The 25,444-nt window shown below is 61.4% G+C and carries 26 protein-coding genes; 13 read left to right on the top strand and 13 right to left on the bottom strand.

Annotated features, from left to right (window positions below):
- Both L0U79_RS05250 and L0U79_RS05245 read left to right on the top strand, forming a co-directional pair.
- Positions 1-903 (top strand): polyprenyl synthetase family protein, encoded by a 903-nt coding sequence (locus L0U79_RS05250; protein WP_233840830.1) that lies wholly within the window; start codon positions 1-3, stop codon positions 901-903.
- A gap of 143 nt (positions 904-1,046) precedes the next feature.
- The gene (locus L0U79_RS05245; protein ID WP_233840829.1) at positions 1,047-3,194 is read left to right on the top strand and encodes a site-specific recombinase; all 2,148 of its coding nucleotides are present in this window, start codon (positions 1,047-1,049) and stop codon (positions 3,192-3,194) included.
- A gap of 18 nt (positions 3,195-3,212) precedes the next feature.
- Here L0U79_RS05245 and L0U79_RS05240 read toward each other — a convergent pair whose 3' ends face one another.
- The 3 genes from L0U79_RS05240 to L0U79_RS05230 are packed head-to-tail and all read right to left on the bottom strand — an operon-like array spanning position 3,213 to position 4,994.
- Entirely contained in the window at positions 3,213-3,563 is a 351-nt protein-coding gene (locus L0U79_RS05240) for a hypothetical protein (protein WP_233840828.1), read from the bottom strand.
- 52 nt (positions 3,564-3,615) lie between these two features.
- Positions 3,616-4,293 carry a dethiobiotin synthase gene (bioD, locus tag L0U79_RS05235; protein ID WP_233840827.1) on the bottom strand — a complete coding sequence of 226 codons (678 nt, stop codon included), beginning with the start codon at positions 4,291-4,293 and terminating at the stop codon, positions 3,616-3,618.
- Complete coding sequence (locus L0U79_RS05230) at positions 4,290-4,994, bottom strand: DUF1211 domain-containing protein (protein WP_233840826.1); 705 nt, start codon at positions 4,992-4,994, stop codon at positions 4,290-4,292. The genes bioD and L0U79_RS05230 overlap by 4 nt, the downstream gene beginning before the upstream one ends.
- Before the next feature lie 76 nt (positions 4,995-5,070).
- On the opposite strand from L0U79_RS05230, the gene L0U79_RS05225 reads away from it, so the two are divergent.
- On the top strand, positions 5,071-5,568 hold the full coding sequence (locus tag L0U79_RS05225; protein ID WP_233840825.1) for a GAF domain-containing protein: 498 nt from the start codon (positions 5,071-5,073) through the stop codon (positions 5,566-5,568).
- Between the two features lie 18 nt (positions 5,569-5,586).
- Here L0U79_RS05225 and yihA read toward each other — a convergent pair whose 3' ends face one another.
- Positions 5,587-6,249: a ribosome biogenesis GTP-binding protein YihA/YsxC gene (yihA, locus tag L0U79_RS05220; RefSeq protein ID WP_233840824.1), complete on the bottom strand. Its 663-nt coding sequence runs from the start codon at positions 6,247-6,249 to the stop codon at positions 5,587-5,589.
- Positions 6,250-6,365: 116 nt separating this feature from the next.
- Here yihA and L0U79_RS05215 point away from each other — a divergent pair, with 116 nt between their 5' ends.
- The 5 genes from L0U79_RS05215 to L0U79_RS05195 all read left to right on the top strand — a co-directional run bounded on the left by L0U79_RS05215 (position 6,366) and on the right by L0U79_RS05195 (position 10,079).
- Positions 6,366-7,154: a c-type cytochrome gene (locus L0U79_RS05215; protein WP_233840823.1), complete on the top strand. Its 789-nt coding sequence runs from the start codon at positions 6,366-6,368 to the stop codon at positions 7,152-7,154.
- A 57-nt stretch (positions 7,155-7,211) separates the two neighbouring features.
- Entirely contained in the window at positions 7,212-8,102 is an 891-nt protein-coding gene (locus L0U79_RS05210; RefSeq protein WP_233840822.1) for a thiol:disulfide interchange protein DsbA/DsbL, read from the top strand.
- Between the two features lie 87 nt (positions 8,103-8,189).
- The gene (locus tag L0U79_RS05205; RefSeq protein ID WP_233840821.1) at positions 8,190-8,849 is read left to right on the top strand and encodes a thiol:disulfide interchange protein DsbA/DsbL; all 660 of its coding nucleotides are present in this window, start codon (positions 8,190-8,192) and stop codon (positions 8,847-8,849) included.
- Positions 8,850-8,907: 58 nt separating this feature from the next.
- Positions 8,908-9,690: an endonuclease/exonuclease/phosphatase family protein gene (locus L0U79_RS05200; RefSeq protein ID WP_233840820.1), complete on the top strand. Its 783-nt coding sequence runs from the start codon at positions 8,908-8,910 to the stop codon at positions 9,688-9,690.
- A complete protein-coding gene (locus L0U79_RS05195; RefSeq protein WP_233840819.1) occupies positions 9,687-10,079 on the top strand; it encodes a hypothetical protein in 393 nt (130 codons plus the stop codon). The genes L0U79_RS05200 and L0U79_RS05195 overlap by 4 nt, the downstream gene beginning before the upstream one ends.
- Here the strand turns inward: L0U79_RS05195 and L0U79_RS05190 are convergent.
- Entirely contained in the window at positions 10,008-11,618 is a 1,611-nt protein-coding gene (locus L0U79_RS05190) for a glycoside hydrolase family 17 (RefSeq protein WP_233840818.1), read from the bottom strand. The genes L0U79_RS05195 and L0U79_RS05190 overlap by 72 nt on opposite strands.
- Before the next feature lie 166 nt (positions 11,619-11,784).
- On the opposite strand from L0U79_RS05190, the gene L0U79_RS05185 reads away from it, so the two are divergent.
- From L0U79_RS05185 to L0U79_RS05175, 3 genes are all read left to right on the top strand, one after another.
- Positions 11,785-13,881 (top strand): transglycosylase SLT domain-containing protein, encoded by a 2,097-nt coding sequence (locus L0U79_RS05185; RefSeq protein WP_233840817.1) that lies wholly within the window; start codon positions 11,785-11,787, stop codon positions 13,879-13,881.
- A 421-nt stretch (positions 13,882-14,302) separates the two neighbouring features.
- Entirely contained in the window at positions 14,303-15,250 is a 948-nt protein-coding gene (locus L0U79_RS05180) for a complex I NDUFA9 subunit family protein (RefSeq protein WP_233840816.1), read from the top strand.
- A 19-nt stretch (positions 15,251-15,269) separates the two neighbouring features.
- Positions 15,270-16,502, top strand: coding sequence for a multifunctional CCA addition/repair protein (locus L0U79_RS05175; RefSeq protein WP_233840815.1), 1,233 nt, complete (start codon positions 15,270-15,272; stop codon positions 16,500-16,502).
- Positions 16,503-16,582: 80 nt separating this feature from the next.
- On the opposite strand, the gene L0U79_RS05170 is transcribed toward L0U79_RS05175, so the two are convergent.
- From L0U79_RS05170 to L0U79_RS05150, 5 genes are all read right to left on the bottom strand, one after another.
- The gene (locus L0U79_RS05170; RefSeq protein ID WP_233840814.1) at positions 16,583-17,788 is read right to left on the bottom strand and encodes an SAM-dependent methyltransferase; all 1,206 of its coding nucleotides are present in this window, start codon (positions 17,786-17,788) and stop codon (positions 16,583-16,585) included.
- Complete coding sequence (tatC, locus tag L0U79_RS05165) at positions 17,788-18,549, bottom strand: twin-arginine translocase subunit TatC (protein ID WP_233840813.1); 762 nt, start codon at positions 18,547-18,549, stop codon at positions 17,788-17,790. The genes L0U79_RS05170 and tatC overlap by 1 nt, the downstream gene beginning before the upstream one ends.
- Complete coding sequence (tatB, locus tag L0U79_RS05160) at positions 18,536-18,898, bottom strand: Sec-independent protein translocase protein TatB (protein WP_233840812.1); 363 nt, start codon at positions 18,896-18,898, stop codon at positions 18,536-18,538. Before tatB ends, tatC begins: the two co-directional genes overlap by 14 nt.
- 17 nt (positions 18,899-18,915) lie before the next feature.
- On the bottom strand, positions 18,916-19,158 hold the full coding sequence (tatA, locus tag L0U79_RS05155; RefSeq protein WP_233840811.1) for a Sec-independent protein translocase subunit TatA: 243 nt from the start codon (positions 19,156-19,158) through the stop codon (positions 18,916-18,918).
- Positions 19,159-19,220: 62 nt separating this feature from the next.
- Positions 19,221-19,907, bottom strand: a complete 687-nt coding sequence (locus tag L0U79_RS05150; protein WP_233840810.1) for a lipid-binding SYLF domain-containing protein — start codon at positions 19,905-19,907, stop codon at positions 19,221-19,223.
- 109 nt (positions 19,908-20,016) lie between these two features.
- Here L0U79_RS05150 and hemH point away from each other — a divergent pair, with 109 nt between their 5' ends.
- Both hemH and L0U79_RS05140 read left to right on the top strand, forming a co-directional pair.
- Positions 20,017-21,072: a ferrochelatase gene (hemH, locus tag L0U79_RS05145; protein ID WP_233840809.1), complete on the top strand. Its 1,056-nt coding sequence runs from the start codon at positions 20,017-20,019 to the stop codon at positions 21,070-21,072.
- A complete protein-coding gene (locus L0U79_RS05140) occupies positions 21,069-21,938 on the top strand; it encodes an alpha/beta hydrolase (protein ID WP_233840808.1) in 870 nt (289 codons plus the stop codon). The genes hemH and L0U79_RS05140 overlap by 4 nt, the downstream gene beginning before the upstream one ends.
- Before the next feature lie 6 nt (positions 21,939-21,944).
- Here L0U79_RS05140 and L0U79_RS05135 read toward each other — a convergent pair whose 3' ends face one another.
- Genes L0U79_RS05135 through L0U79_RS05125 form a run of 3 tightly spaced genes read right to left on the bottom strand, consistent with a single transcriptional unit; the run spans position 21,945 to position 25,437 of the window.
- On the bottom strand, positions 21,945-23,120 hold the full coding sequence (locus L0U79_RS05135) for an ABC transporter permease (RefSeq protein ID WP_233840807.1): 1,176 nt from the start codon (positions 23,118-23,120) through the stop codon (positions 21,945-21,947).
- Positions 23,117-23,851, bottom strand: coding sequence for an ATP-binding cassette domain-containing protein (locus L0U79_RS05130; RefSeq protein ID WP_233840806.1), 735 nt, complete (start codon positions 23,849-23,851; stop codon positions 23,117-23,119). The genes L0U79_RS05135 and L0U79_RS05130 overlap by 4 nt, the downstream gene beginning before the upstream one ends.
- A complete protein-coding gene (locus L0U79_RS05125; protein WP_233840805.1) occupies positions 23,848-25,437 on the bottom strand; it encodes an alpha/beta hydrolase in 1,590 nt (529 codons plus the stop codon). The genes L0U79_RS05130 and L0U79_RS05125 overlap by 4 nt, the downstream gene beginning before the upstream one ends.
- Positions 25,438-25,444: the final 7 nt, after the last annotated feature.

Below are 25,444 nucleotides of genomic sequence, written 5' to 3'. Positions count from 1 at the left end.
ATGAGCCTGACTTCCCCCGAGGTTTCCGCGTTTGCCGATCGCGTCACGGCCTACCTGCAACGGCTGGAACGCGCGACGGACGCCCTGCTTCCTCCCGCTTCCACGCACCCCGAGCGGCTTCATCACGCTTTGCGCTACGCCTGCGAGGGCGGCAAGCATCTGCGCGCTTTGATGGTTTACGCCGCGGGCGAAACGCTCGGCGTGCCCGCCGAACAACTCGATCCCGCCGCCTGCGCCGTGGAACTTATCCACGCGTATTCGCTGGTGCACGACGACCTGCCGGGCATGGACAACGACGATCTGCGTCGCGGCCGTCCGACGGTGCACAAAGCCTTCGACGAAGCCACGGCGATTCTGGTCGGCGATGCGCTGCAGACATTCGCGTTCGAAGCTTTGGTTAACGCCAGCGCGCTCAACGCGGAACAAAAAGTGCGCATGATTCGCAGCCTCGCGCATGCGTCCGGCTCGCTGGGCATGGTCGGCGGCCAGGCCGTCGACATGGCCTCGGAAAACCTCACGCTGACGGTGGCGCAGCTGGAATCGCTGCACGCGCGCAAGACCGGCGCCCTGATTCTCGTCACCTGCCAGCTCGCCGGCATCGCCGCCAACGCGCCCGAAGCCGTGGAGATTGCGTTGGAGCGTTACGGTAAATGCATCGGCCTCGCCTTCCAGATTCAGGACGACGTGCTCGATCAGATTGCCGACACCGCCACGCTCGGCAAAACCGCCGGCAAAGACCTCGCGCAAAACAAGTCGACCTTCCCTTCGTTGATGGGCCTTGAACAAGCGCGCCAGCGCGCGGACGCCTTGTTCGACGAAGCGCGCGACGCGGCGCGTAGCCTGCCAGGTAACGCCGAGCCGCTGTTGTGGCTGGCCGATCATATCCAGCAACGCAATCATTGAGTTCGCGCCCCGACATACTCCGGGGCGCTCTTGATGTAGCAACACCTGTGGTTTGCGGTCGTGTGCGCTAACGCACGACCGTTGCACGAATCCCTCGCAAAGCGGAAGCTCGTGACCAACAACGACAGGAAAGGCGTTGACCCATGCCCACCCCCATCGCGAATTTATGGCGAAAATGGCGTGAGTCGCGCAGCGCGGGGCGGCAGATCGACGCCCTGCTCGCCCACGCCGATCCCGACGCGGCCTTGGCGGTGCGCAACGAATGGCTGATCGAGGTCTCGCATTGGCTGCATCGCGAAGGCACGCTCGCCAGCGATGTCGCGCAACCGGATCGAACGCCGAAATACCGACCGCACGTACGGCTGCGTTATCTATTGCAGTTGCTCGATCGCAATCCCGCTTGGAGAGCGAATGTTGCACTGACGCTCCAGAGCATCGTTCGCGATACGGATGCGATGGCCCTGCTCTGCGATTCGGGCATGCCGGCGCATGCGGGCTTCAGCGGCGCCTTGTTCGAACGCCTGCAAGATTCGCTGATTCCGCCCGCGCCTAACAGCCGTGATCTGTCCGCCCTTTTCGCACTGATCTTTCAATCGGCCAACGATGCGCAGTGGGTGGGAACGCTGCCGCGCGAACTGCTGGCGAAACTCGGTGATCTGTTTGCGTACCGGGAGAGCGCGGAAGACGCTCGCAGTGAGCGCGAAGAATCCACTTCGCCATCGCCCAGCCGTCTTTCCATGGAATTGCTGGCGGCGCTGCACAATGTCACCGGACAAATCGGTTCGGCCGGCTTGTCCAAAGCCATCCGCACACGCCTCACCGAGAAGCGGCTCGACGCGTTGCCTTTCTACAAGTTGCCGCGCGCCATGCTCGCCATCGAAACAGCCGCGCAAACCGATGCCGCAAACGCGCTCGACGAACATCCCAGCGGCATAAGCCGCACCGTGTTGCAAGAGGTGAACTACCTTCGCGCATTGCTGGACGAATGCCATCGGTCCCTGCGCGATGTGCACACGCATCTCGATCAAAACGGCGTTAGCGTCGACATCGTTTTTCAGATCGAACGCATGCGTGCGCGCATCACCCGCGCCGAGCGTCTGCTGGAAGCGTGGCTGGCTATTCAACGCCAAGGCGAATCCATCGAACCCGTCGCCAGCCTGTTTGCCGATCTCATTGCCGCCAATCAGTCCAGCCGAAGTATCGGCAGCCTGATACGCAAAAACTTTTCCTTGCTGGCGCGCAAGGTGGTCGATCGCAGCGCGGAGGATGGCGAGCACTACGTTGCCTACGATCGCAAAGAATATTTGCAGATGCTGTGGGCGGCGATCGGCGGCGGACTGGTGACAGTCGCCACGGTCTATATCAAATTCTTTATCGTCGCTGCGCATATGCATCCGATGATCGAAGGTTTGTTCGCCGGCATCAATTACGCGTTGTCGTTCCTGCTGATGCATTTTCTGCACTTCACGCTGGCGACCAAACAACCGGCGATGACGGCGCCGATGTTGGCGCAGAAGCTCGACGACATCGGCACGCCGCAAGGCATGGGCGATTTCGTGCAGGCGGTGGTCGCGCTGATTCGCACACAGGCGGCTGCGATTTTCGGCAATCTGATCGCCGTTTTTCCGGTGTGTTTAGCGATCCAGCTCGGCGCGCGTTATGCGCTCGGCGTGGATATCATTTCACCGGAAAAAGCCCACGCGACCTTGCATTCGTTCTCGTTGCTGGGCGTCACGCCGTTCTATGCCGTGGGAACCGGCATCTTGTTGTGGTCGTCGAGTTTACTGGCCGGCTGGGCCGACAACTGGTTCGTGCTGCATCGATTGCACGATGTGCTTTCCTACAATCGCCGTTTGCGCTTTGTGATGGGCGAGCGCGGCGCCGTTCGCTTCGCCAATTTTTGGAGTCATCATGTCGCGGGCGTGACCGCCAATCTTTCGCTCGGCCTGATGCTCGGATTGGTTCCGTCGATTCTTACCGCGTTTGCGTTGCCGTTCGAGGTGCGCCACGTCACGCTATCGACCGGATCGATCGGCGTATCGCTGGGCGTGCTCGGGCAAGCGATGTTGCGCACCTCGGAACTTTGGTGGGCGGTGGCCGGCACGGCCAGCATGGCGGTGCTGAACGTGGCCGTGAGTTTTACGATGGCCTTTCAGATGGCGTTGCGTGCGAGGCCGATTCAAGGTCGCGCACGTCACGAAATCACCAAAGCGGTCTGGCGGTACGTGCTTGCGCACCCATGGCGACTGCTCTTTCCTGTCAAATCGCCAGCGGCCGCGGATTCGGTTTAAGCACGATTGCGCTGGATTTTAGGCAGGACGCACGTCGTGCAATTGCCAGGTGTTGCCGATCAGCCAATTCATGCGCTGGCGCAGAATGCTCATCGGAAGATCGCTGATCACTTCGACGTCGGTGTGCAGATCCGTAGTTTTCGCGATCACCTTGGCGAGCTGATCGGTGACGCCCAAGCGCTCATCCACGCTGTCAGGATCAGGCTGCAACGCGCGCCAACGTTGAAACAACAACGGACTGCGCAACGCCTCTTGCAATGCCGCGGCGAAATCGTTCGGGCCGGCGCCGTCGTAGCTCAACGCAGAGTTGGGACCGCGCGCATGCGACAAGTCCTGGATTTGCAGGTAGTAGTGACTGCGGTTGGTCATGATTTCTCCCTATGCGACCGTATTTGTTGAGCGCCGCGCAACCTTTATCCTTTCAAAAACGCAGCGCAGCCTGATCCAGCAGACTGCACGCGCGCTCGGGTGGCATGCCGTGTGGAAGAATTCCCAGATACGGCGCCGACAGCAGTTTACGCAACGTGTCGATATTCTCCTCCATCGCCGCCATATTTGGATCGATGTGGTTCGCAATCCAGCCAACGAGTCGGCAGCCGTCTGCTTGAATCGCCTGCGCACTCAGCAAGGCGTGATTGAGACAACCCAATCGCATACCGACGACAAGCACCACCGGCAAGTTCCACGCCTTGGCGATCTCCGATGCGAACAAACCCGGCGCCAACGGTACGAGCCAACCACCCACGCCCTCGACGACTACCGTGTCGTAATGCGCACGCAAGTGATGGAACGCCGTCTGCAGCGGCGACAACGTGATGGTGACGTGCTCGTGCGCCGCTGCAAGGTGCGGTGACAGCGGCTCGCGCAGCGCGATCGGATTGATGTGCTCGTACGCCGGCGCAGGCGCGCTGCTGGCGGCTTGCAGCGCCAATGCATCGTCGTTGCGCAATCCATGCACTGCTTCCACGCAACCGCTGGCCACGGGTTTCATACCGCAAACGCGCTCGCCCGTCCCACGCAACGCATGGATCACCGCACACGCGGCATGCGTTTTGCCGATACCGGTATCGGTGCCGGCGATAAACAACGAACGACTCATGCCAGCTTAGCCTTTGCTCGCGTTGCCCAGCGCCCGGTCAGCCAATACGTCGGGCTCAAAAGGACGTAGATAAATCCCGGCAGCGCCGTCCATGACGGCGCATCAGGAATCAGCAATGCCGCAACGAGCGAAAGGGTCGCGACGCAAACGGAACCCGATTGCGCGAACAAATTCTGTCGAGCGTCGATGCGCTCGATCGCGGAGATCGATGCTTTCCGCAAGCTGTGCCGATAAAGACCGACGAGACACCCGGCCATGCATGCATAGGCGAGGCCGTAGCAGAGATAAAGCGCTTTGATGTCGCGTACGCTGTCGATCGTCGGTGCGCCGGCCAATTCCTGATGCGCGAACGATGCATACAGCGCACCGAACATCGCCTGGAACAACATGTTGAGCGGATACACAAAAATGAGCGCAAAGAACACCAGCGCCAAGCTGAGCAGCATGCTGGTGGTGTCGTGCAGCCGGAAATGATCGCGCCAGCGCACCTGACGATGCCAAAAGATCATCAATGTAGCGAAGCTGCACGCGAACGCCGGTATCCGCTCCAGCGCCGTCACCAAATCGTGCAGATTGTGCGGTATCTCGGCGCCGGCGATCGCCAGCACGCTCACCGCGAAGGCGAAGGCCGCATCGATGAATCCGTCCAGGCGGTGCACCTCCACGCGCCCGCTGTGCGTAGCCTCATGCTGCTCGCTCATGATCTATCCCCTTGCATCCGGTCCGCGGACGACCCATCTTGGACGGATCAGTGTGCAGCAATCAGGCCCGTCCGTCATGTTCGAAATCAAAACCGGCACCACGACAAGCAAATCCGAGCAATACGCCGAACTGGTGGAACAGGCCCGCGGCATGCTTGCGGGCGAACCTAGTCTGATTGCTAACGCCGCCAATTTTTCCGCGCTGGTGTTTCACACGCTGCCGGATTTCAACTGGGCCGGTTTCTATCTCTATGACGGAAATGAACTGGTCGTTGGACCGTTTCAAGGCAAACCCGCCTGCATCCGCATCGCGCTTGGCCGAGGCGTATGCGGCAAGGCGGCGCAGACGCGCGAAACGCAACTCGTGCACGATGTGAACGCGTTCGACGGCCACATCGCATGCGATGCGGCGTCCCAATCGGAAATCGTAGTGCCGCTAGTGAAAGCGGACGGCACGCTGCTAGGCGTGTGGGATGTGGACAGCCCGTCGGTCGGCCGTTTCGACGACGAAGACCGCGCCGGCATGGAAGCGTTGTGCGCCGTGTTTATGAACGCCGTCAACGCGCAAAGCTAATCCGCGCCACTTGTACGGTCACCAATGCCGGCCGATATCGACATCGGCGCGCACATCGCCTTCCAGCAAGGTCATCACGGCCGCGCGCGCTTCGTCCACGCCCGTGCCGTCTGAAGCCGAAAACACCTGCATCGTTATCGCGGAGCTGGCGCCGAGATCTTTGCGCAGCGTCGCCAACGCCTGTCCGGCCTGATTCCGCGATAGTTTGTCCGCCTTCGTCATCAGCACGTGGCAGGGCAACAGGGTGCCGAGACAGAAGTCCAGCATCATCCGATCGAATTCCTTGAGCGGATGACGGATATCCACGATCAGCACCACGCCACGCAGGCTGCGCCGCACATGCAGGTATTTGTCGATTTCATGCCGCCAGTGATCGCGCAAGGCATCGGGCACCTTGGCGTAGCCGTAGCCCGGCAAGTCGATCAAACGCGTTTCCACGGGCTGCGACGTTTCACCGCGCACCACTACAGGCAAGGAAAAGGCGACCATCTGCTGGGTGCGCCCCGGGGTTTTGGAGGTGCGCGCCAAACCTTTCTGGCCGGTTAGTGCGTTTAACGCGCTGGATTTGCCTGCATTGGAACGACCGGCGAACGCCACTTCGGCGCCTTCGTCGGCAGGCAATTGGTTGACGCGATGGGCGGCGAGCACAAATTCGGCGCCCTGCAGCGGATTGGTTGGCATAGTGCGTGGTTTGACCGACTGGTATGGGGTAGAGATAATTTCGAAGTTCTGCCAGTCACGGTACGCTGAGGGTGCGTACCGTACATCCAATAGCAGTGTTTCCTGGAGGCAAGTGTATGAGTTTTCGGCTCGCCGGTTGCCGGCCCGCTGTTGTAAATGCCGTAGCCTTGGTTCTCGCTCTTTCTTCCGGCGCTGTTTGGGCGCAGAACGCCACCGGTCAGGCGGCCACTAAAGCCCCGGCCGCCGCCTCCACCGCCGCCAAACCGGCCGCCGCTGCTCCCGCACCCGCCGCGGCAGCCAACAGCGATTGGATGGCCTCCACCAAGCCGGGCGACGCCACCGCCGGTCAGGGTAAGGCCGCCGCCTGCGGCGCCTGCCACGGCATGGACGGCAACTCCAGCGATGCGCAATATCCGAAGCTGGCCGGCCAGCACGAGATGTACATCGCGCACCAGCTGCATAACTTCAAGAATGGCGAGCGCCAGAACGCCATCATGCTAGGCATGGCCACGCCGCTGTCCGACCAGGATACGCGTGATATCGGCGCCTATTTCGCCAGCAAGCAGCCGCTGCCGGGCGTGGCCGATCAGGCCTTGGTCGAGCAGGGCCAGAAGCTCTATCGCCAGGGCGACACGACGCGCGGCATTCCCGCCTGCATGGCGTGCCACGGCATCGATGGCCGTGGCAATCCCGGCGCGATGTATCCGGAGCTCACCAGCCAGCACGCGCAGTACATCGAAGCGAAGCTGAAAGACTTCCACAACGGCACGACCTGGGGCCAGGAGGCGCACGCGCAGATCATGCCGGCCGTCGCCAAGAACCTCGACCCTCAGGACATCGCCGCGCTCGCCAGCTATATCGAAGGCCTGCATGTGGCCGATCACAGCGTGAAGGCCTCGCCGTAACTAATCGACGTTCGTGTTGTCCAAGCGTTTTCCGTTTTACCTATCTTGAGGCCCGTCATGCTTAAGCGTTTGTCTTTTCTCTGTGCGGCGCTGATCGCGCTTGCCGCCTGCAGCCAGAACGGCTCCGACACCACGGCATCGCAGCCCGCACCGGCTCAGACATCCGCGCCCGCCGCACCGGCCTCGGCAGCGAAACCTGTGGCGGCGAGCACGGCGGCTCCGGCCACCGCATCGACGGCTGCGGCATCGGCCAGCACCGCCGCGGCGCCCGCCGCTGCCGCCAGCGCGGCTGCGCAAAAGCCGTCCGCGCCGGCCGAACCCTTCGTCGATAACGGCAAGTGGGTGGAAGGCAAGAACTACTTCCTGATCGAACCGCAGCAGCCGACCGGCAACCCGGACAAGATCGTGGTGACGGAAGCGTTCTCTTACGCCTGCCCTGCCTGCAACGCGTTCCACACCACCGCCGATCAGATCGCAAGCGACCTGCCCTCGAATGCGGTGATGACGTATCTGCCGGTGTCGTTCCGCCCGGATGAAAACTTCCCGCTGTTCCAGCGCGCCTATTTCGCCGCCAAGGCGATGGGCGTGGCCGAGAAGTCGCACGATGCGATGTTCGATGCGGTGTGGAAGTCCGGCGAACTGTCTTCCGACGATCTGTCGACCGGCCGTCCGAAGCCGCAGTCCGCATGGCCGACGATCGACGATGTGGCGAAGTTCTACGTCAAGTACGGCGCGGACCCCAAGCAGTTTGTCGCCGTGGCGAACTCTTTCAGCATCAACACGCAAATGAAGCGCGCCGACGATATGGTGAAAGCGTATGCCGTCGACGGCACGCCGACGATCATCGTCAATGGCAAATACCGTTTCACGCCAAGCAACGCGGGCGGATACCCGCAAACGATCGAGCTGACGAAATGGCTAATCGCCAAGGAAGCCGCCGGCAAGTAAGCACGAACCCCAAGCGCCCGGCCACCCGGGCGCTTCGCTTTGCAGTCACCCCTTTTTGACGACACCCGTCATCGCGCAGGTAGAACCATGTTCAAGATTTCCCGCTACCGCATCGCCGCCATGCTCTGCGGCTTGTTGCTGACCACCGCCTGCAGCGCCGCGGGTCCGGATGCCTCCGCAGCCGCGCCTTTTACCGATGGCGATCAATACGTCACGCTTCCCGCGCCGTATCAGCGCGTCAGCGCCAGCGGCAAGGTCGAAGTGGTGGAAGTGTTTTCCTACGGCTGCATCCATTGCGCCGAGTTCTCCACGTACGTCGACAAGCTGCGCAAATCGCTGCCGGCCGGCGTGGAATTCAAATTCGTGCCGGCGCCGTTCAACGACGCATGGGTGCCGTTCGCACGCGGTTACTACGCCGCCAAGAAACTAGGCATCGTCGAACGGACGCACGACGCGTTCTTCGACGCTAAGTTCAAGCAGCAGTACCCGATCAATTCGATGGATGAGATCGCCGATTTCTATGCGAGGAACGGCGCGAACCGCGCCGAGTTCCTGAAGATCGCCAACTCACCGGAAGTCGACGCGCAGATCAAGAAGGACTTCGCATTGATCCAGACTTGGGGTGTCGATAGCACACCGACCATCGTGGTCGACGGCAAGTACCGCAGCGCCAATATCAAGAGCTTTGCCGAGCTGGTCGATCTCACCAAATGGCTGGTGCAGCAAGAACTGAACGCCAAGCACTAACAACCGGTCTCGATGCGGCTTTCACAAAAGCTGCATCGAAAGCCTTTAAGTTGGCCCAATGACTCGCGCCTCCGCCAAGCATCAACGGCTGCGCCTCCTCAGCTGTAACATTCTGGCCGGGGCCAGCGTGCAGCGTTATCGGCAATACGTCACGCGCAGCATCAAGGCGGTGCTGCCGGGACGCAGCAAGCTCGACAATCTCGATCGCCTGGCCGAACTACTGCCGCAATTCGACGTGATCGGCCTGCAAGAAGCCGATGCCGGAAGCCTGCGTTCGGGCTTTCTCAACCAGACGCGCTATCTGGCCGAAACGTCCGGCATGCCGTTCTGGAGTCATCAGCCCAATCGACCGGTCGCGCAGCTTTCGCACACCGCCAACGGCCTGATCTGCCGGCTGGAACCGCAGGCGGTGATCGACTATCCGCTGCCCAGCCGCATTCCCGGCCGGGGCGCGTTATTGGTGCGGTTCGGCGACGATATCGATGGGTTGGCCGTGGTGATCGCGCATCTGTCGCTGAGCGCGCAAGCGCGCGCCAAGCAATTGGGATTCATCGCCGAGGTGCTCCAGGATCATCCGCACGCGGTGCTGATGGGCGATTTGAATACCGACGCGCACAGCCCCGAGATGCGCCACCTTTTCGCGCATTCCAGCCTGCAACCGCCCGTGCAACCCGTACCGACATTTCCGAGCTGGAAACCGCGGCGTGCGCTCGATCACATCCTGGTGTCGTCGGACATCCGCGTCGAAAAAATCTGGACGTTGCCGCAGGCTTTCTCCGATCATCTTGCGCTGGCCGCCGAGATTCAGCTGCCTTCCGCTTCCATCAAGACGCACCGATGACCGCAAAACGATTGATTCCCGTTGTTCTTCCCTGGTGCCTGATCGTGGTGATCGGCCTGCTTGCGGCATGGCTGCGGTACGGCTTTATCGAGATACCCTCACTGGGTTATCTCTGCGAGGACGGCCATGCGCCGGCATGGTGTTCCGTGCGCGAGGCGGTGGTGATCGGCTTCAACAGTTACGGCTACGGCATTGCCGCCTTGGTCGTCACGGCGCTTTCGTTCGTGTGGAAAAAACGGTGGCTTGCTTGTCTCGCGGCCGCGCTCGGTGTGTTCGCACTGATCATGTACTGCTATTTCGCCGGCGCGGCGGCGCTGTTAGTGGGCTGTCTGCGGCTGGTGCGCACGCAGGCGGACCGCATGCCAACGCCAAGCCACCAGCACGGGTAAGGCGATCGCAAGATTCAGGCCCAGCCACAGCCAGGTCACCTTGTTCATGCCCATTTCCTGCACGATGGGCGCGATGGCGAGCGCAGGACCCACGCACGCAAGAAAACGTTGCTCGGCCGACGGCATGGACTTTTCATGTGTCAGCAATCCGAACACGCCGTAAGCGACGCACGGCAACGCAAACAAGCCCATCGGAAAATCGAGATAGCGCCCGTCGAACGCCATCAGGATGTCGTAGAAGGTGAGCGCGAACATCGCGCCGAAGCGCCACCATTGCGCTGGTTCGGAATGATCGTGATGATCGGCAAGATGCGCCGCAATGCGCCGCGCCAGCACCGCCGCAATCGCCAGGCCGCCAAGCAAACACGCAGACGAAAGGATCCACTCCCACGGCAACTCGCAGGCGTAGCGCATCTGGCGGATCTGCCACATCACGGCAGTACCGGAGGCAAAACCCGCCAGCAACAACGCGATCCATCCACGGATGCCATGCCAGCCGCGACGCGAGCCGCCAATCGCCAAGAATGCAAGCGCGCCCATGCCGCCGGCTAACCATCCCAACCACCATGTTGGGTCTTCCGTCACCGGACCGAACATCGGGAATTTAGGCTTCGCGTTGGAATCGAAAATGCCCCAGTAACCGCCGACGGTACCTTCCAATGCACGTTTCCACGGCTGATCGAAGGTTTCGATCACGTTGTAAGGCATATGTATCCGCGCGGCGTAACGCAGAAAGCTGCGTATATACAACGCTTCGTCGACCAAGCTAGGTTCAGCGGAACGACGCAGACGCCCCGCGCTTGGCCAACCGGTCTCGCCGATCATTACCTGCTTGCCGGGAAACATGTGCTGCATGCGTGCGTACACATCTTCGACATGAGGCACGGCATCGACAGCGGCGACCGGATCGTTTTCCCAGTACGGCAAGATGTGGATGGTGACGAAATCCACCGCCTTGGCCATCTCCGGATGTCGAACCCAGTCTTCCCACACGTCGGCGTAAGTGACAGGGATGGCGGCCGGTATGCCGGCTCGCACGCGCTGGATGTATTCGATAATGTGCTTGGGCGAAAGCTCGCCGCGCAAAAGTACTTCGTTGCCGACGATCACGCCGCGAATCACGCCGGGATTCGCATTGGCGGTGGCGATGCCCTGCTCGATCTCTTTTTCGTTTTGCTTCGGCAGGCCGCTCAACCAGATGCCCATCAGCACCTGCATGTGATAGCGCGCAGCGATGGCCGGAATCGCGGCCAGTCCATTGCTCTGCGAATACGTGCGCACGCAATCGAAGCGTTGCGACAACGCCCGCAGGTCTTCGTCAATGCGTTGCGGCGTGATGATGAAGTTGCGGTCGAACGGCGTTTCGCCCACTTTGCGGAACGGTGCGTAAGACACGCACGCGATGCGCGCCGATGGCGCATCCGGCAAGTCGACCGGCCGTCCGATTTGCCACCACCACGCCAGACCGGCGAGCGTGGCCAGCACCAGCGTCAACCAGGCAAGTCCGTAATGAGCTACGTTTTTTGACGGAGGCGACATGCAAGTCCTGTAGGGCGAGGTGCTGCCGAAACGCGCAAGCTTAGCAGGGGACGCCTTGCGCGGCGTTTCGGCCCATTTACCGCTGCGCTGCGTGAAGAAGCGTTCAGGACGCCGCAATACCATCCATTACACTTGCCCTGGATTATCCGCAGGATTTGGAGTTTCCATGGCCTCGCTTGCCGGATCGCGCCTCGGCCGCCGTTTGTTGACCTTCATCGCCGGCGGGATGCTGGCCACCACGGCTGTCGCCGCCCAGGCGGATGACGCGACGCTTCAAGCGCAACGCGCTGCGTTCAAACAAGCTTACGCGTCCGCTGCCCAAGGTGGCGACGGTTGGCGCGCGCTCGCGAGCGGCCTGCAGAACTATCCGCTCTATCCGTATTTGCAAGCGGCTTCGCTGGAGCACGATCTGCAGCAAGTGGATCGCCCGACGGTCGAAGCGTATCTGCGGCAGTATCCGGGCCTGATTCCGGCCAATGATCTGCACCGCGATTTCCTGCAGGAATTGGCGCGGCGGCAAGACTGGACCGATTTCGTCGCGATGTATCAACCGGGTCTCGGCGACGCGCTCACCTGCGACGCGCTGCAAGCTCAGCTGGCGGGTGGGGCGAAGTTGGATTTCGACCGCGATCTTGCCGCGTTGTGGTCGGAGGCCTCCCTGCCTTCCTCGTGCGACCCCGTGATGCAAGCCGCGCACGACCAGGGGTTGCTGACACCGGCACGTCTTTGGGCGCGCATCGATGCAGCTGTCAATGCGGGCAAGGCCAATACGATCACCGACCTGATGTCGTGGCTGCCGCCGGACGATGCGCAAACCGCGCAGCATCTCGCCCTTGCGCTCAACGATCCTGCCGCCGCCGCGCAGGCCGCCAAGCAATGGCCGGATACGACGCGTTCGCGCCAGGCCGTTACCTTGGCGCTCGTTCGCTTAGCGCGGCGCCAATCCGATACGGCCGACACCGCATGGCAGGAGCTCCAGCCGCGCTTCGCGTTCACGCCGGAACAGCGTGATCGCGTGTTGAACGCGTTGGCCATCTTCCATGCGACCGATTACGACGCCAACGCACTGGCACGACTCGTCAATCTGCCGGCATCCGCGCAGACATCGATCAGCCGCGAGTGGCGCGTGCGCGCGGCGCTAGCAGCAAAAGATTGGACGGCGGTGGTCGCCGCGATCGAAGCGATGCCGCCGGAACAACGCCAGGACGACGAGTGGCAATACTTCCGTGCACGCGCGCTCAGCGAGCTTGGACGTAACGACGAGGCGCAAACCGTTTACGCAAACGTCGCCGAGCAATCCAGCTATTTCGGATACCTGGCTGCCGATCACCAAAACGTTTCCTACGCATTGTGCAGCACGCAGCTCGCCGCCAACTCGCAAAAGCAAGATGAAGTGCTGGACATTCCCGGCATGCGGCGCGCGTTCGAACTGTTCGCAGTCGATATGCTCAAGCAAGCGCGTCGCGAGTGGAATCTCGCCTTGGCTAACGCCGATGCGAATACGGTGCAGCAAGCCGTGATCCTGGCGAACAAACGCGGCTGGTACGACCGCGCCGTGTTTGCGTTCAATAAAGGCGATGCATTGCACTATTACACGCTGCGCTTTCCGCTCGCCGGCCAGGATGGGCTGGTCGCGCAAGCACAACAAGCAGGCATCGATCCCTCGTGGGCATACGGCATTCTCCGCCAGGAAAGCGCCTGGATGAGCGATGCGCAATCCGGCGCCGACGCGCGCGGACTTATGCAATTGGTTCCCGGTACGGGCGCGGAAGTCGCGCGTCGCAATGGATTGCCGTGGCGCGGCGGCGATAGCCTGTACGATCCGGCCACCAATATCCAACTCGGCACGCGCTACCTGGCGCATATGGCGCAACGCTATGACGGTTCGCCATGGTTGGCCAGCGCCGCGTACAACGCAGGTGCAGCGCGCGTGAATCAGTGGCTCGACGCGCGCGGCTCGCTGCCGCCGGACATCTTCGTCGCCACCATGCCATTCAAGGAAACCCGCGAATACGTCGCGCGGGTCATGTACTACAGCGTGATCTACGATTGGCGCCAGCACGGCGCCGCTTCGCCGATCTCCACACGCATGGTCGCCATCGGCCAACCGTATCGGTCAGATTTGCCCAGCACGCGCAAAGATCTCACCTGTCCCGCGCCGCCGCCCGTCGCTAACGCCGCCTCGGCGCCAGCTCCCGCTGCGGCGACCTCCGTGCGGGCAAAGCCGGCAAGCCATACGACCGCCAAAGACAAGGGACACTGAGACTGGGTTCCCTGTGCATCGCCCTGGCGCTTGCCAAAACCTGGAAATCGCGCGAAAACCCTAGGGCCTGTTCGCACTATTTGCGTGGCCCGCGTTGTCGATGAGTGGCCGACAGGTGGTAGTGCGTGGCGCCGGCTTGACTGGCAGTCAAGCCAAGCCGCGCGCTGCCGCATGGCGGCCACTCATCGACAACCCGAAGGGCCGGGTCTGTTTGCACGCCATCCTGCGTCATCGCTCAGTCGTGTACGGACGTACACTCCTTCGGTCTTCCTTGGCTGGCGCGCAAACAGATCCCGGCGCGGGCCACGCAAATAGTGCGAACAGGCCCTAGCATTGAACGGAGTAAGCGATCGCAAGATCGACCCCTCATTCAGGCCTGCCCCGATGGGAGCGAGTGAGCAGGCGGCAAGAGGACTTCGCCATGACCACGCAACGCATCGTCATGCTCGGCGCTACCGGTTTTGTCGGAAGTTATCTGGTGCCCCGTCTCGCCGCCGACGGGCACCACATCACGCTGCTTTCGCGCAATCGCGAATTGCACCGCGACATGGCCGTGTTGCCGAATGTTGTTATTCGCAGCGCGGATGTTTACGACGATGGCGTGCTTTGGCGCTATTGCGACGGCGCCGACACCGTGATCAATCTTATCGGCATACTCAACCATGTCGGCCGCCATACGTTTCAGCGCGCGCATGTGGAGATGACTCGACGGCTTGTCGACGCCTGCCACGCCACCGGCGTGCAACGACTGCATCAAATGAGTTCGCTCAAAGCAGGACAAGGCGAATCCCAATACCTGAAAACACGCGGCGAGGCGGAAACGCTAGTCCAACGATCGCCGCTCAATTGGACGATTTATCAACCGAGCGTGATCTTTGGTGTCGATGACGGTCTGATTACGCGCTTCCTGGGATTGCTGCGAAAAATGCCGGCCTTTCCGCTCGCGCGCGCCAACTCGCGCATGGCGCCAACGTTTGTCGGCGACGTCGCCGAGGCGATCGCGCGCTGCGTGGCGGACGACAGCCGCTCCTCTCGCCGCAGCTTCGAGCTCTATGGCCCTGAAGTACTCACGCTCGGCGAGATCGTGGCGGCCATACGCGATGCCGCTGGATTGCATACGCGCATTGTCCCTTTGCCCGATAGCCTCGGCCGTCTGCAAGCGCGCTTTGCAGGCATGCTTCCAGGCAAGCCGTTCTCGCTGGACAACTTTCTTTCGCTGGGCACCGACTCCGTGGGCGTCAGTAACGGCTATGCAGCGCTGGGCATCGCGCCGCAGCCCTTTACGCCTTCGCTGCCTTACATCCTTCACGGCGCGCGGCAACGTCGCCTGGATATGGCGCGCCAGACCTTCCGCCATCGCGGTCGTTAGGGCCATGGCACAATGAGGCATGCGTACTTATCTGGTTGGCGGCGCGGTCCGTGACAAATTGCTTGGACGCACAGTGGTCGACCACGACCACGTGGTCGTCGGCGCGCACCCGGAAGAGATGCTTGCGCTCGGCTACAAACCGGTCGGCAAAGATTTCCCGGTATTTCTGCATCCAGAAACCAGCGAGGAATACGCGCTCGCCCGCACAGAACGCAAGACCGGGCACGGCTATCACGGTTTCGCCTTTCAGGCCGATTCCAGCGTGACGTTGGAGCAAGATCTCGCGCGGCGCGACCTCACCATCAACGCCATTGCGCAGGATGAAGCCGGTCATCTCGTCGACCCCTACGGCGGCAAACGCGATATCGAACAGCGCGTGCTGCGACACGTTTCACCCGCTTTCGTGGAAGATCCTGTTCGCCTGCTACGCGTCGCACGTTTCGCTGCGCGTTTCGCACCGCTCGGTTTCACCGTCGCCGATGAAACCATGGCGTTGCTGCAGCAAATGGTGCGCGACGGCGAGGTCGATCATCTCGTTCCCGAACGCGTGTGGGCGGAAACGCGCAAGGCGCTCAGCGAAGCGCAGCCTTCGGCTTTTTTGCGCGTTCTGCGCGAGGCCGGTGCGCTGGCGAAGCTGTTTCCAGAAATCGATGCACTGTACGGCGTACCCCAACGCGCCGAGTTTCATCCGGAAATCGACACCGGCGTGCATCTGGAAATGGTGTTGGATATGGCCGCCAAGCTTGCGCCCGGCAATGATCTCATCGGCTTCTGCGCGCTCACCCACGATCTCGGCAAGGCGCTTACGCCCAAGGAAGAACTGCCGCGTCACGTCGGCCACGAACACCGTGGTGTGGAACCACTACGCGCGCTCGCCGCACGATTGAAGGTACCCGCAGAACACGCCGAGCTCGCAGAGCTTGTCTGTCGCGAGCATCTCAATGCGCATCGCGCGTTGGAATTGAAGCCGGCCACGATTTTGAAATTGTTGGCAACGCTGGATGCATTGCGCCGACCGGAGCGACTGGACATTTTTCTCACTGCGTGCCTTGCCGACAAGCGCGGACGGCTCGGTCATGAGCACGACGAATACCCCCAAGCAGCATGGTTGCGCCACGCACGCGATGTCGCCGCAGCAATCAACTCCGCTCCGTTTTTGGAGCAAGGACTAAAAGGGCCCGCCATTGGCGCCGCCATGGAAAAAGCACGGATGGAAGCGATCGAAATCGCAAAGCTGGAACTGAAATTCTAACTAAAGCTTCGCGCGTACGCAGTGCGCTCAAGCTCTTGGACAAAGCTATACAACACAGGCAATCCGCCGAACGTAGTCACTCAAAGCCGATCGCCTTGATCGGCTTCGAGCAGCTCGACAGGCAACGGCAACGCCGGCATGCCGCGCGCCAACAGCATCGCTTGAAAACGCTCGCCCATCTGATCCGGCAAGGTGAGTTTTTTCACTTGTTGCGCGAGGTTGTAACGCGCGACGTCGTCGGGCGCAGCGTCATAGGCGCGCTCGAAAACATCTTGCAAACCGGCAGCGATCAGGAATTGCGCCTGCGGAAGATAGCCGGCCACGCTAAAACCCGCGCTGTTGCACGCCTCGGCCAGGGCGGTGAAATCCACCGACGCGGTGAGATCGTTGAGGCCTGGCAAAAACAACGGATCGCTGTGCGCGCGATGACGGTAATGCGCCATCAGCGTGCCATCCTGGCGCTCGGGCAGATAGAACTCGCGGCGTACATAACCGTAGTCGATAAAGAGCATCAGGCCCGCTTCGAGCGAACCTGCCACGGCCTGCATCCAGTAAGGCAACTGAGGCAAAATTTCCGAGCGATACCCGTCCTCGAATTCCCTGCCTAGATCGCGTTCGACATGCCGTACGGCGCCAGCGACTAGCGCGTCGGCCGGGCGATCGACGCGCAGCAGGCGCGCTTCGCCGTCGAGCGCAACGTACTCTTCGTAGACTTCGCCGTGACGCATCACGAAGCGCGTGGTCGGCAGCGCATCGATCACTTCGTTGGCGAAGAGCACGCCTCGCCACGACGCTTCCGGCGGGCGATCGATCCACACGACACGCGCCATCACGTCCGACGACAATGCCGCCGCAAGCCGTTCGCGCTGTCGTTCGCGAAGATCGGCGCTGGGTTCGAGAATCAAATAACGATGCGGAAGTACGCCGTTTTCGGCCATCGCCAACAGAGCCGCTTCGGCGAATGCGCCGCTGCCGCCGCCAAGCTCGAGAAAATCCGCCTCGTCGCCCAACATGCCGAGCACAGGCTGCACCACTTGAATCACGCAACGCGCAAACAACGAGCCGAGCTCCGGCGCCGTGACGAAATCGCCGGCTTCGCCGAATTTGGTCTTGCCGGCGCTGTAGTAACCCAGACCGGGCGCGTAGAGACAGCGCTCCATGTATTGCGAAAACGGTATAGGCCCGTGCGACGCGATGGTTTCGCGCAAGTGTTGCAACAAGCGTTCGGAATGCGCCAGCTCGTCGGCGGGCGGCTCGGGTAAGCGAGAAGTCTTGGAGCGATTCATCAGGAATGCGACGGCGCGTCGGCCGTCGCCGGCTTCAGCAACCAACGCACCGCCAGGATGCCGAGCTCATAAAGAAAGCACATCGGAATGGCCAGCATGATCATCGATGTGATATCGGGCGGCGTCACCACGGCAGAGATGGCGAACGCACCGACAACTGCGTAGCGTCTGCCCTTACGCAATTTATCCAGATCGACGACGCCGACCGCAGCAAGCACCACCACCGCCACTGGCACCTCGAAACAAAGGCCGAAGGCGAAGAACATCAGCATCACGAAATCGAGGTAGTGCGTGATGTCCGTCATCATTTCAACACCCTGCGGCGTCACCGCCGTCAGGAAACGGAACGCGGCGGGCAACACTAGAAAAAAAGCGAACGCGCAGCCGATGTAGAACAGCACCAGTGCCGCCACCAACAACGGTCGCGCCAGACGCTTTTCATGCTTGTACAAGCCCGGACTCACGAACGCCCACAGCTGATACAGGATCACAGGCATCGTGATAAACAGCGCCGCGTAAAACGCCAACTTCAACGGTGTAATAAAGGGACTGGCCACTTCGGTGGCGATCAAATGCGCGCCTTGCGGCAACCGGGAAACGAGCGGCGCCGCCAGCCATGCATATAGACGATTGGCAAACGGCACCAGCGCCGCCAACACCACGGCCAACGCCAGAATGGCCTTGATCAATCGCGAGCGCAGTTCGAGCAGGTGGGAGAACAGACCTTCCTGCAGATTCAAATCGGGATCAGACGCTGCCATGTGGCGATTCCTTGGCCGCATCCGTCTCGACGATATCCTTCTGAACATCCGCGATGTTCTCGCGCACTTCCGCGGCGGTCGAAGCAACTTGTTCGCGCGTGTCCTGGGCGGCCTTGTTCATATCGGCCTGCAACGCCTCGGCGCGTGCCGCCGCTTCGCGCGCGGTGCGCTTGAGCTCTTCGATTTCCAGCTCCCGCTCCACCTCGGCACGCACGCTTTCCCAGCCCGAACGCAGGCGACGCACCAAAGCGCCGGCCGTGCGTGCGGCGTGCGGTAACTTTTCGGGGCCGAGCACAATCAATGCGATCAGCGCCAGCAACATCAGCTTGCCGAGGCTGAACTCGATCATGTGGGAATCCTAGGCGCTTACTTCGATTCGCTGGAATCGCGTTGCTTGCTCGCGGCGCTGCCGGCGCTCGGCGGAGGATCGGCCTGCAGCGTTTCCTGCGCCTTGCGCTTCTCTTCGTCCTCGTCGCTGTGCATGGCTTTCTTGAAGCCACGCACGGCGTTGCCGAGATCGGAGCCAACCCGCGTCAGTTTGCCGGTGCCGAACACCAACAGGATGATGACGAGCAGGATCGCCCAATGCCAAATGCTGTCCAAACCCATGAGTACCTCGTTACGGGGTCTGCGCCGTCAGGGAGCTGCGGGGGCAGCTCCGGCGTTCCGTATCAGCGTGCAGTGTACTCCTCCAGGGCATCCCGGAAGTGGACAACCCCCGCCGGAACGTTGCTGACGCCGCCCTCGAAAATACGGCGCGGGGTAACGCCTTTGCCGTAGGTCTGCGCATTGGCGTCGTAATCGATCTTCAGCACCGATCCGTCCAGCGCCACGCCTGCAAACAGGCCTCGGGCACGCGAATAGGAGTAAATCTCCGCTTTCAGCTGCTGGTCAGTCGCCGCCGACGCCGTGCGCCCCACGGGGCCGGCCGCTGCGGAGGCATCCGCGCCGATCGTGAACTTGCCGTTGACGATGTTATCCACGCCGCGCTGCGTGCGGAAAACCAGGATCACATCCGTCTTGGAAACGCCGATCTGGAAGCCCACGCTGCCGCCACCGAAGGAAATAAAGCTGGGGTTGGACCAGGTGCCGTCCGGATTCTTCACCGAAATCAGACCCTCACCGCGCCGGCCACCAAACACGAAACCGACTTTCAGCACATCGGGAATCACCGCGATCGCCTTGGCGTCCCGCAAAAGATCGGTGGGGATGGATTTGTCGGGCGCCTGCTCGATTTCATTGAGCACGCGCACCGCGCTTTGCGCGCGCTGCTCGGGCGTATCGTCGTCCGCGTGCACCACGGCGACGGGCAACAAGGCGAGGGCGACGAACGAAAGACAACGCAATGCTTTGAACATAAGCAGCTCCGGTCGATTCTTGGGAACGCAATCGTGATCGCGATGATGATACCCGGCGTGCGAAGGGCTTGTGGCAGACTTGATCGGGTAACCAGCCACCCTCGCCACGATGCCACGCAGCCACTATACCGGCCTAGCCGGCCCATCCCACGACCATCCTGCCAAGGCTGGCGTACTGCTCGTGAACCTTGGCACACCGGCTGCCCCGACGGCGAGTGCGCTGCGGCCTTATCTGGCCGAATTCTTGAGCGATCCGCGCGTGATCGAATATCCGCGCTGGCTGTGGTGGCTGATCCTACACGGCGTGATTCTGCGCGTCCGGCCTGCGCGATCCGCGCACGCCTATGCGCGCATCTGGACGCCCGAAGGTTCGCCGCTTCGCGTTGGCTCGGAAAAACTCGCCGCGGGACTGGAAGCCAGACTGCGTGACACCACCCGCGGACCAATGCGCGTGGCGCTCGCGATGCGCTATGGCGCGCCGTCCGTGCGCGCGCAGATTGAGCAAATGCAGCGCGACGGCGTTCGCCGATTGCTGGTGCTGCCGCTTTATCCGCAGTATTCCGGCACCTCGACGGGATCGGTGATCGACGCTGTGGCCGATACCTTCAAGCAACTGCGCTGGCCGCCGGAATTGCGCATCGTCAACGATTATCACCACGACGCCGGACATATCGCCGCCTTGGCGCGCTCCATCGAACGGTGGTGGAGCACGCATGGGCGTGGCGACAAATTGCTGCTGTCGTTCCACGGCATTCCGCAACGCTATGTGGATGCCGGCGATCCGTATTTTCATCAATGCCAGACCACGGCGCGCTTGCTGCGCGAACGATTAGGGCTGGACGAGTCGCAGTTTGTCGTGAGTTTCCAATCGCGCGTGGGACGCGAACCGTGGCTGCATCCGTATACGGATGAAACCGTGAAGCGTCTCGCGCAGGAAGGCGTGAAGCGATTGGATGTCGCGTGCCCCGGCTTTTCCGTCGATTGCCTTGAAACGTTGGAGGAAATCGCGCTGCAGAATCGTGATTTCTTTACCGCGGCCGGCGGCGAAACGCTGCGCTATATCCCTTCGCTCAACGATAGCGAAGAACAACTCGACAGCCTTACCACACTGATTTTGCGGCACGCCCAAGGCTGGCCGGAATTTTCACCGCGCGAAACCCGATGAGCGCGCATTCGAGCACATTGCCCATCGAACAGCGCATCACGCTGTCGCATCATCTTTCGCTCACCGCGCAACTATGGGGCGATGCGGATGCGCCGCCACTGCTGGCGCTGCACGGTTGGCTGGACAACGCCGGAAGCTTCGCTTTTCTCGCACCGAAGCTCGCTACGCGCTTTCGCGTGATCGCGCTGGAATTGCCGGGCCACGGCCATTCCAACCATCTGCCGGCCGGCATCAGCTATCACTACGTCGATTACGTCAGCGCCGTGCTCAACGCCACAGATGCGCTGGGATTGGATCGTTACCACCTTCTCGGTCATTCGCTCGGCGCCGGCATTGCGTCGTTAGTGGCCGCCGCGACACCGCAACGCATTGATCGCCTGTCGCTGATCGAAGGCTTAGGCCCGTTGGGCGACGACGGCTCCAACACCTTGAAGCGCTTCCGCGACGCCTTCGCGACGTCGGCGGCGAGCGGTAAATCCTTGCGCGTTTTTGCAGATATCGACCAAGCGATTAGCGCGCGCACCATGGCGAGCGGATTGCGCGCCGACCTTGCTCGCCCCATCGTCGAACGCGGCCTCGCGCAAGTCGACGGCGGTTATCGCTGGCGCAGCGATCCCCGCCTGACCCGACCCAGCGCGGTGCGTTTGGCCGAAGGGCAGATCCGCGCATTGCTCGCCGGCATTGAAGCGCGCACCGCACTGTTGCTGTCCGCACCGATGACGCCCTATCTGCCAACCGCCATGATGGAAGCGCGTGCGGCGCTGGTGCCGCGTATTTCAGTGACACACATGGACGGCGGCCATCACCTTCACCTGGAACATCCGGACGCCGTCGCTGCATGGGTGCTTGCGCACCTTTCTCACTAGCTCGGCTTACGACGAAATCGCAAGGCGCTCCGAGCGATAAACCCACGCCGTAATCAGCGTCGCGACGGCCGCCACCAGCAAACCCGACACAACACAGTGGGAAACTTGCATCGCCGTCAGCGACTCGCCGCGCAACAATTGCGTAATGCCAACCTGCTGCCCGAGCAGCGGCACGTCGAACATCCAGTTGGACACCTTAACCGGCATCACGCTCAGTAGCACCGAAGGCAACGCTGGCACCATCATCAGAATCGACAGATAGGTCTGCGCCTCGCGATAGCTTTTTGCGAACGCCGCGACCAACGTTTGCAATGATGCAAGCAGAACTACCAGCGGCAACATGATCAGCAAAACCTGGCCGGCGAACGAAGGCCCTAGGTTCAACACCATGCCAAGACGCTCGGTAGGAAGGAAGTTACCGCACACGCCGAAGGCAATCACGCTGATCAACAAGCTGCACAACGAAAACACGCAAATCGCGCCGAGTTTGCCCAACAGAATTTTCCAGCGCGCCACCGGATTGGCGAACAACGGCTCCAACGATTGCCGCTCGCGTTCGCCCGCCGTGAGGTCGATCGCCAGATACATGCCGCCCATGAAAATCGTCAGCACGAAGAAGTACGGCATGATGGCGAACAACTGCCCCGCTCGCGATTGCGGCGTGGATTGATCGCGATCGTCCACCGATACCGGCGCCATCATGGTCGGGGCCAGTCCCCGCGCGACCAAGCGCATCGCCGCCTGATGACGCGTATAGGTTTCCACCATGCGCCGCACGCGATCGACGGAACTGCCGGTATCGCGCTGCGAGGAGTCGTAAATCAACTCCACCTGCGAGGTCTGGCCCTTGCGCCAGGATGCGCCGAAATCGGCCGGAATGCGCAGCACCACGTCCGCATCTTGATTGCGTACAGCCGCTTCCGGATCGGCAACTGCCGGCTGCGGCACCAGGCCTTGTTGCTTAAGGGCATCGATCATGTTTGGCGCATATTGCGCACCGATCACCGGCACTTTGATGGGTTGGTCGGCCTTGTTGAGTTCCCGCGTAATCACCGTATTGATGATCATCACGAAAATCAGCGGCCCGATCAGCGGCCCGTAAATCAGCGCGCTGGTGATGGTGCGCTTGTCGCGCAGGTTTTCCCTGACTTCCTTGAAGAAGACGGTTAGCGACGTTTTCATGCGGCCAACCCCTCTTCGCTGCCGATGATCTTCACGAAGGCATCCTCCAAATTCGCCTCGCCGGTTTGCGCGCGCAATGCATCCGGCGTTTCGTCAGCCACCACGCGACCGTGCGCGATCACCACGATGCGATCGCATAGCGCGGCCACCTCTTGCATGATGTGGCTGGAAAACAGCACGCATCGCCCTTCTTCTTTCAGATGGCGCATGAATTGGCGCAAGCCGCGCGTCGCCATCACATCCAGGCCGTTGGTCGGTTCGTCCAGAATCACGTTACGCGGATCATGAACCAGCGCGCGCGCAATCGCCGTCTTGACGCGTTGCCCTTGCGAGAAACCTTCGGTGCGACGATCGGCGATATCGGCCATGTCCAGGGCTTTAATCAGATCTTCGCGGCGCGTGCGAAGCAGCGCGTCGCTCATGCCTTGCAAGCGCGCGAAGTAGTCGATGTTCTCGCGCGCGGTGAGCCGCTTGTACAAGCCACGCGCATCGGGCAGCACGCCAAGCTGGCGACGCACCGCTTGCGCATCCCGCGCTACGTCAATGCCGTCGACCAATACTTGGCCATTATCCGGTTGCATCAACGTGTACAGCATGCGCAGCGTGGTGGTTTTGCCGGCGCCATTCGGCCCGAGCAAGCCGGTGATTTCGCCGTCGCGCGCGGTGAAGCTCACGCCGTCCACGGCTTTTACGTCGCCAAAATATTTGCGCAAATCCTTTACTTCGATCATGGCGAGGCTCCATTGAAGTCGATAAACGCAGGCGTATCGCCTAATTTGTCCAGGCAACTGGCGTCGAGTTGTTTGGGATCGGGTTTGTCGATGTACTTGCCCAGCAATTGCGGCATGCAGCCGCGCGGCAACAACGAATGCCCCTGCCCCTTGAAAACCAGCTGCCGCCCATTCGTAAGACCGGGAAGAATTTGCGCGCCGTATTCCGGCGGCGTGACCGGATCGAATTCGCCGGACAGCATCAAGATCGGTTTGTCGCTTTTCAGCGGCGCATGGAAATCGGCGGGACGCGTGCCGTGCGGCCACACATCGCATTGCGCCTTGATCGCATCCATCAAGTGATTGCTGAGGATGGTGTTCTGGTCCTGAGGCCTGGGTTGCAACAGATCGGCGTCTTCGCTACAGATCACGCTCATCGACATGCCGCTGTTCATGTCGCCGCTCAGATCGCCGCTCAACAATTTGGCTTGTCCCAGCAGCGGACCGACATCGCCATGCGCGGCCGCGTTGATCGACAGCGGCAACAGCGCCGCCGTTTCGGGCTGATAGGCAAACATGCGCACGACGCTGGCCAGCGAGTATTCGGTCAGCGGGCGAACCACGGTTTCGTAGGTTTCCGGATCGCGAAAACTGACGTTATGCGGATTGGCGCGCAACGCGTCACGGAGCTGATAAAGCGTCTGCATGGAATCGCCGAAATGCTGTTTGCAAGCCGCAACCGCCATGCAACTGGCGAAATCTTTCTTCAGTGCGTTATCGAGATTGATCGCGAAGTCTTCGCCGAAAATCACCTGATTCGGCACCACCGAATCGAGCACCACGCTGCGCACGCTATCGGGATAATGCTTGAGATATTGCTGCGCCATGCGCGTGCCGTACGACACGCCGATCAGATCGAATTGCGGCGATCCCAGCGCCTTGCGCACATCTTCCAGATCCTGCGCGGCGATGGTGGTCGTGTAGAAACGCGGATCGGCTTTTTCACGCACTTCGTCCAAGCACGTGGCGACCGCCTTGCGGAGCTTGTTCAGATCCAACGTAAGCGCGCTATCGTCGGCGTCTTTTTCCGCATTTTTTTCCGCGTTTTCGCAGCTCAACGGATTGGAGCCGCCGGTACCGCGTTGATCAAGCAACACCACATCGCGATGTTTGCGCACGTCCGCAAAAGCACCCGCTTCGAGCACCCAGGATTCCGTCGCCGCTTCACCCGGCCCACCCGAAAGCAGTACCGCCATATCCGATGCGGGCACTTGCGCATCGCTGCGTGCGATCGCCAATCGCAAGCCGATGCGTCGGCTATGCGGATCGTCGCGATTTTCGGGCACGTCGAATGTAGTGCACCATGCCTGCGTCGTTGCGCCGCTTCCAGGGCGTCCCAGTTCGCACGATTTGAACGTAAGCGATCCACGACGCCAGATGCGCGCAGGTTGCGACGGTTCCTTGGTTTCAACGGGCGGCGCAATCGGCGATGCGGCGCTCGCAGCTGTCGCCGGCTTATCGGCGCGATGCAAGTATTGATAGCCCAGGTAACTGGCAGCTATCACGGCGATAGCGATGCGTAAAACCGTTCTTCCTTTTATGGCCATGTGTCCC

It is taken from the genome of Dyella sp. 2HG41-7 (assembly GCF_021390675.1).
GTDB lineage: Bacteria > Pseudomonadota > Gammaproteobacteria > Xanthomonadales > Rhodanobacteraceae > Dyella_B.
This window is presented reverse-complemented; position numbering and strand designations above follow the sequence as displayed.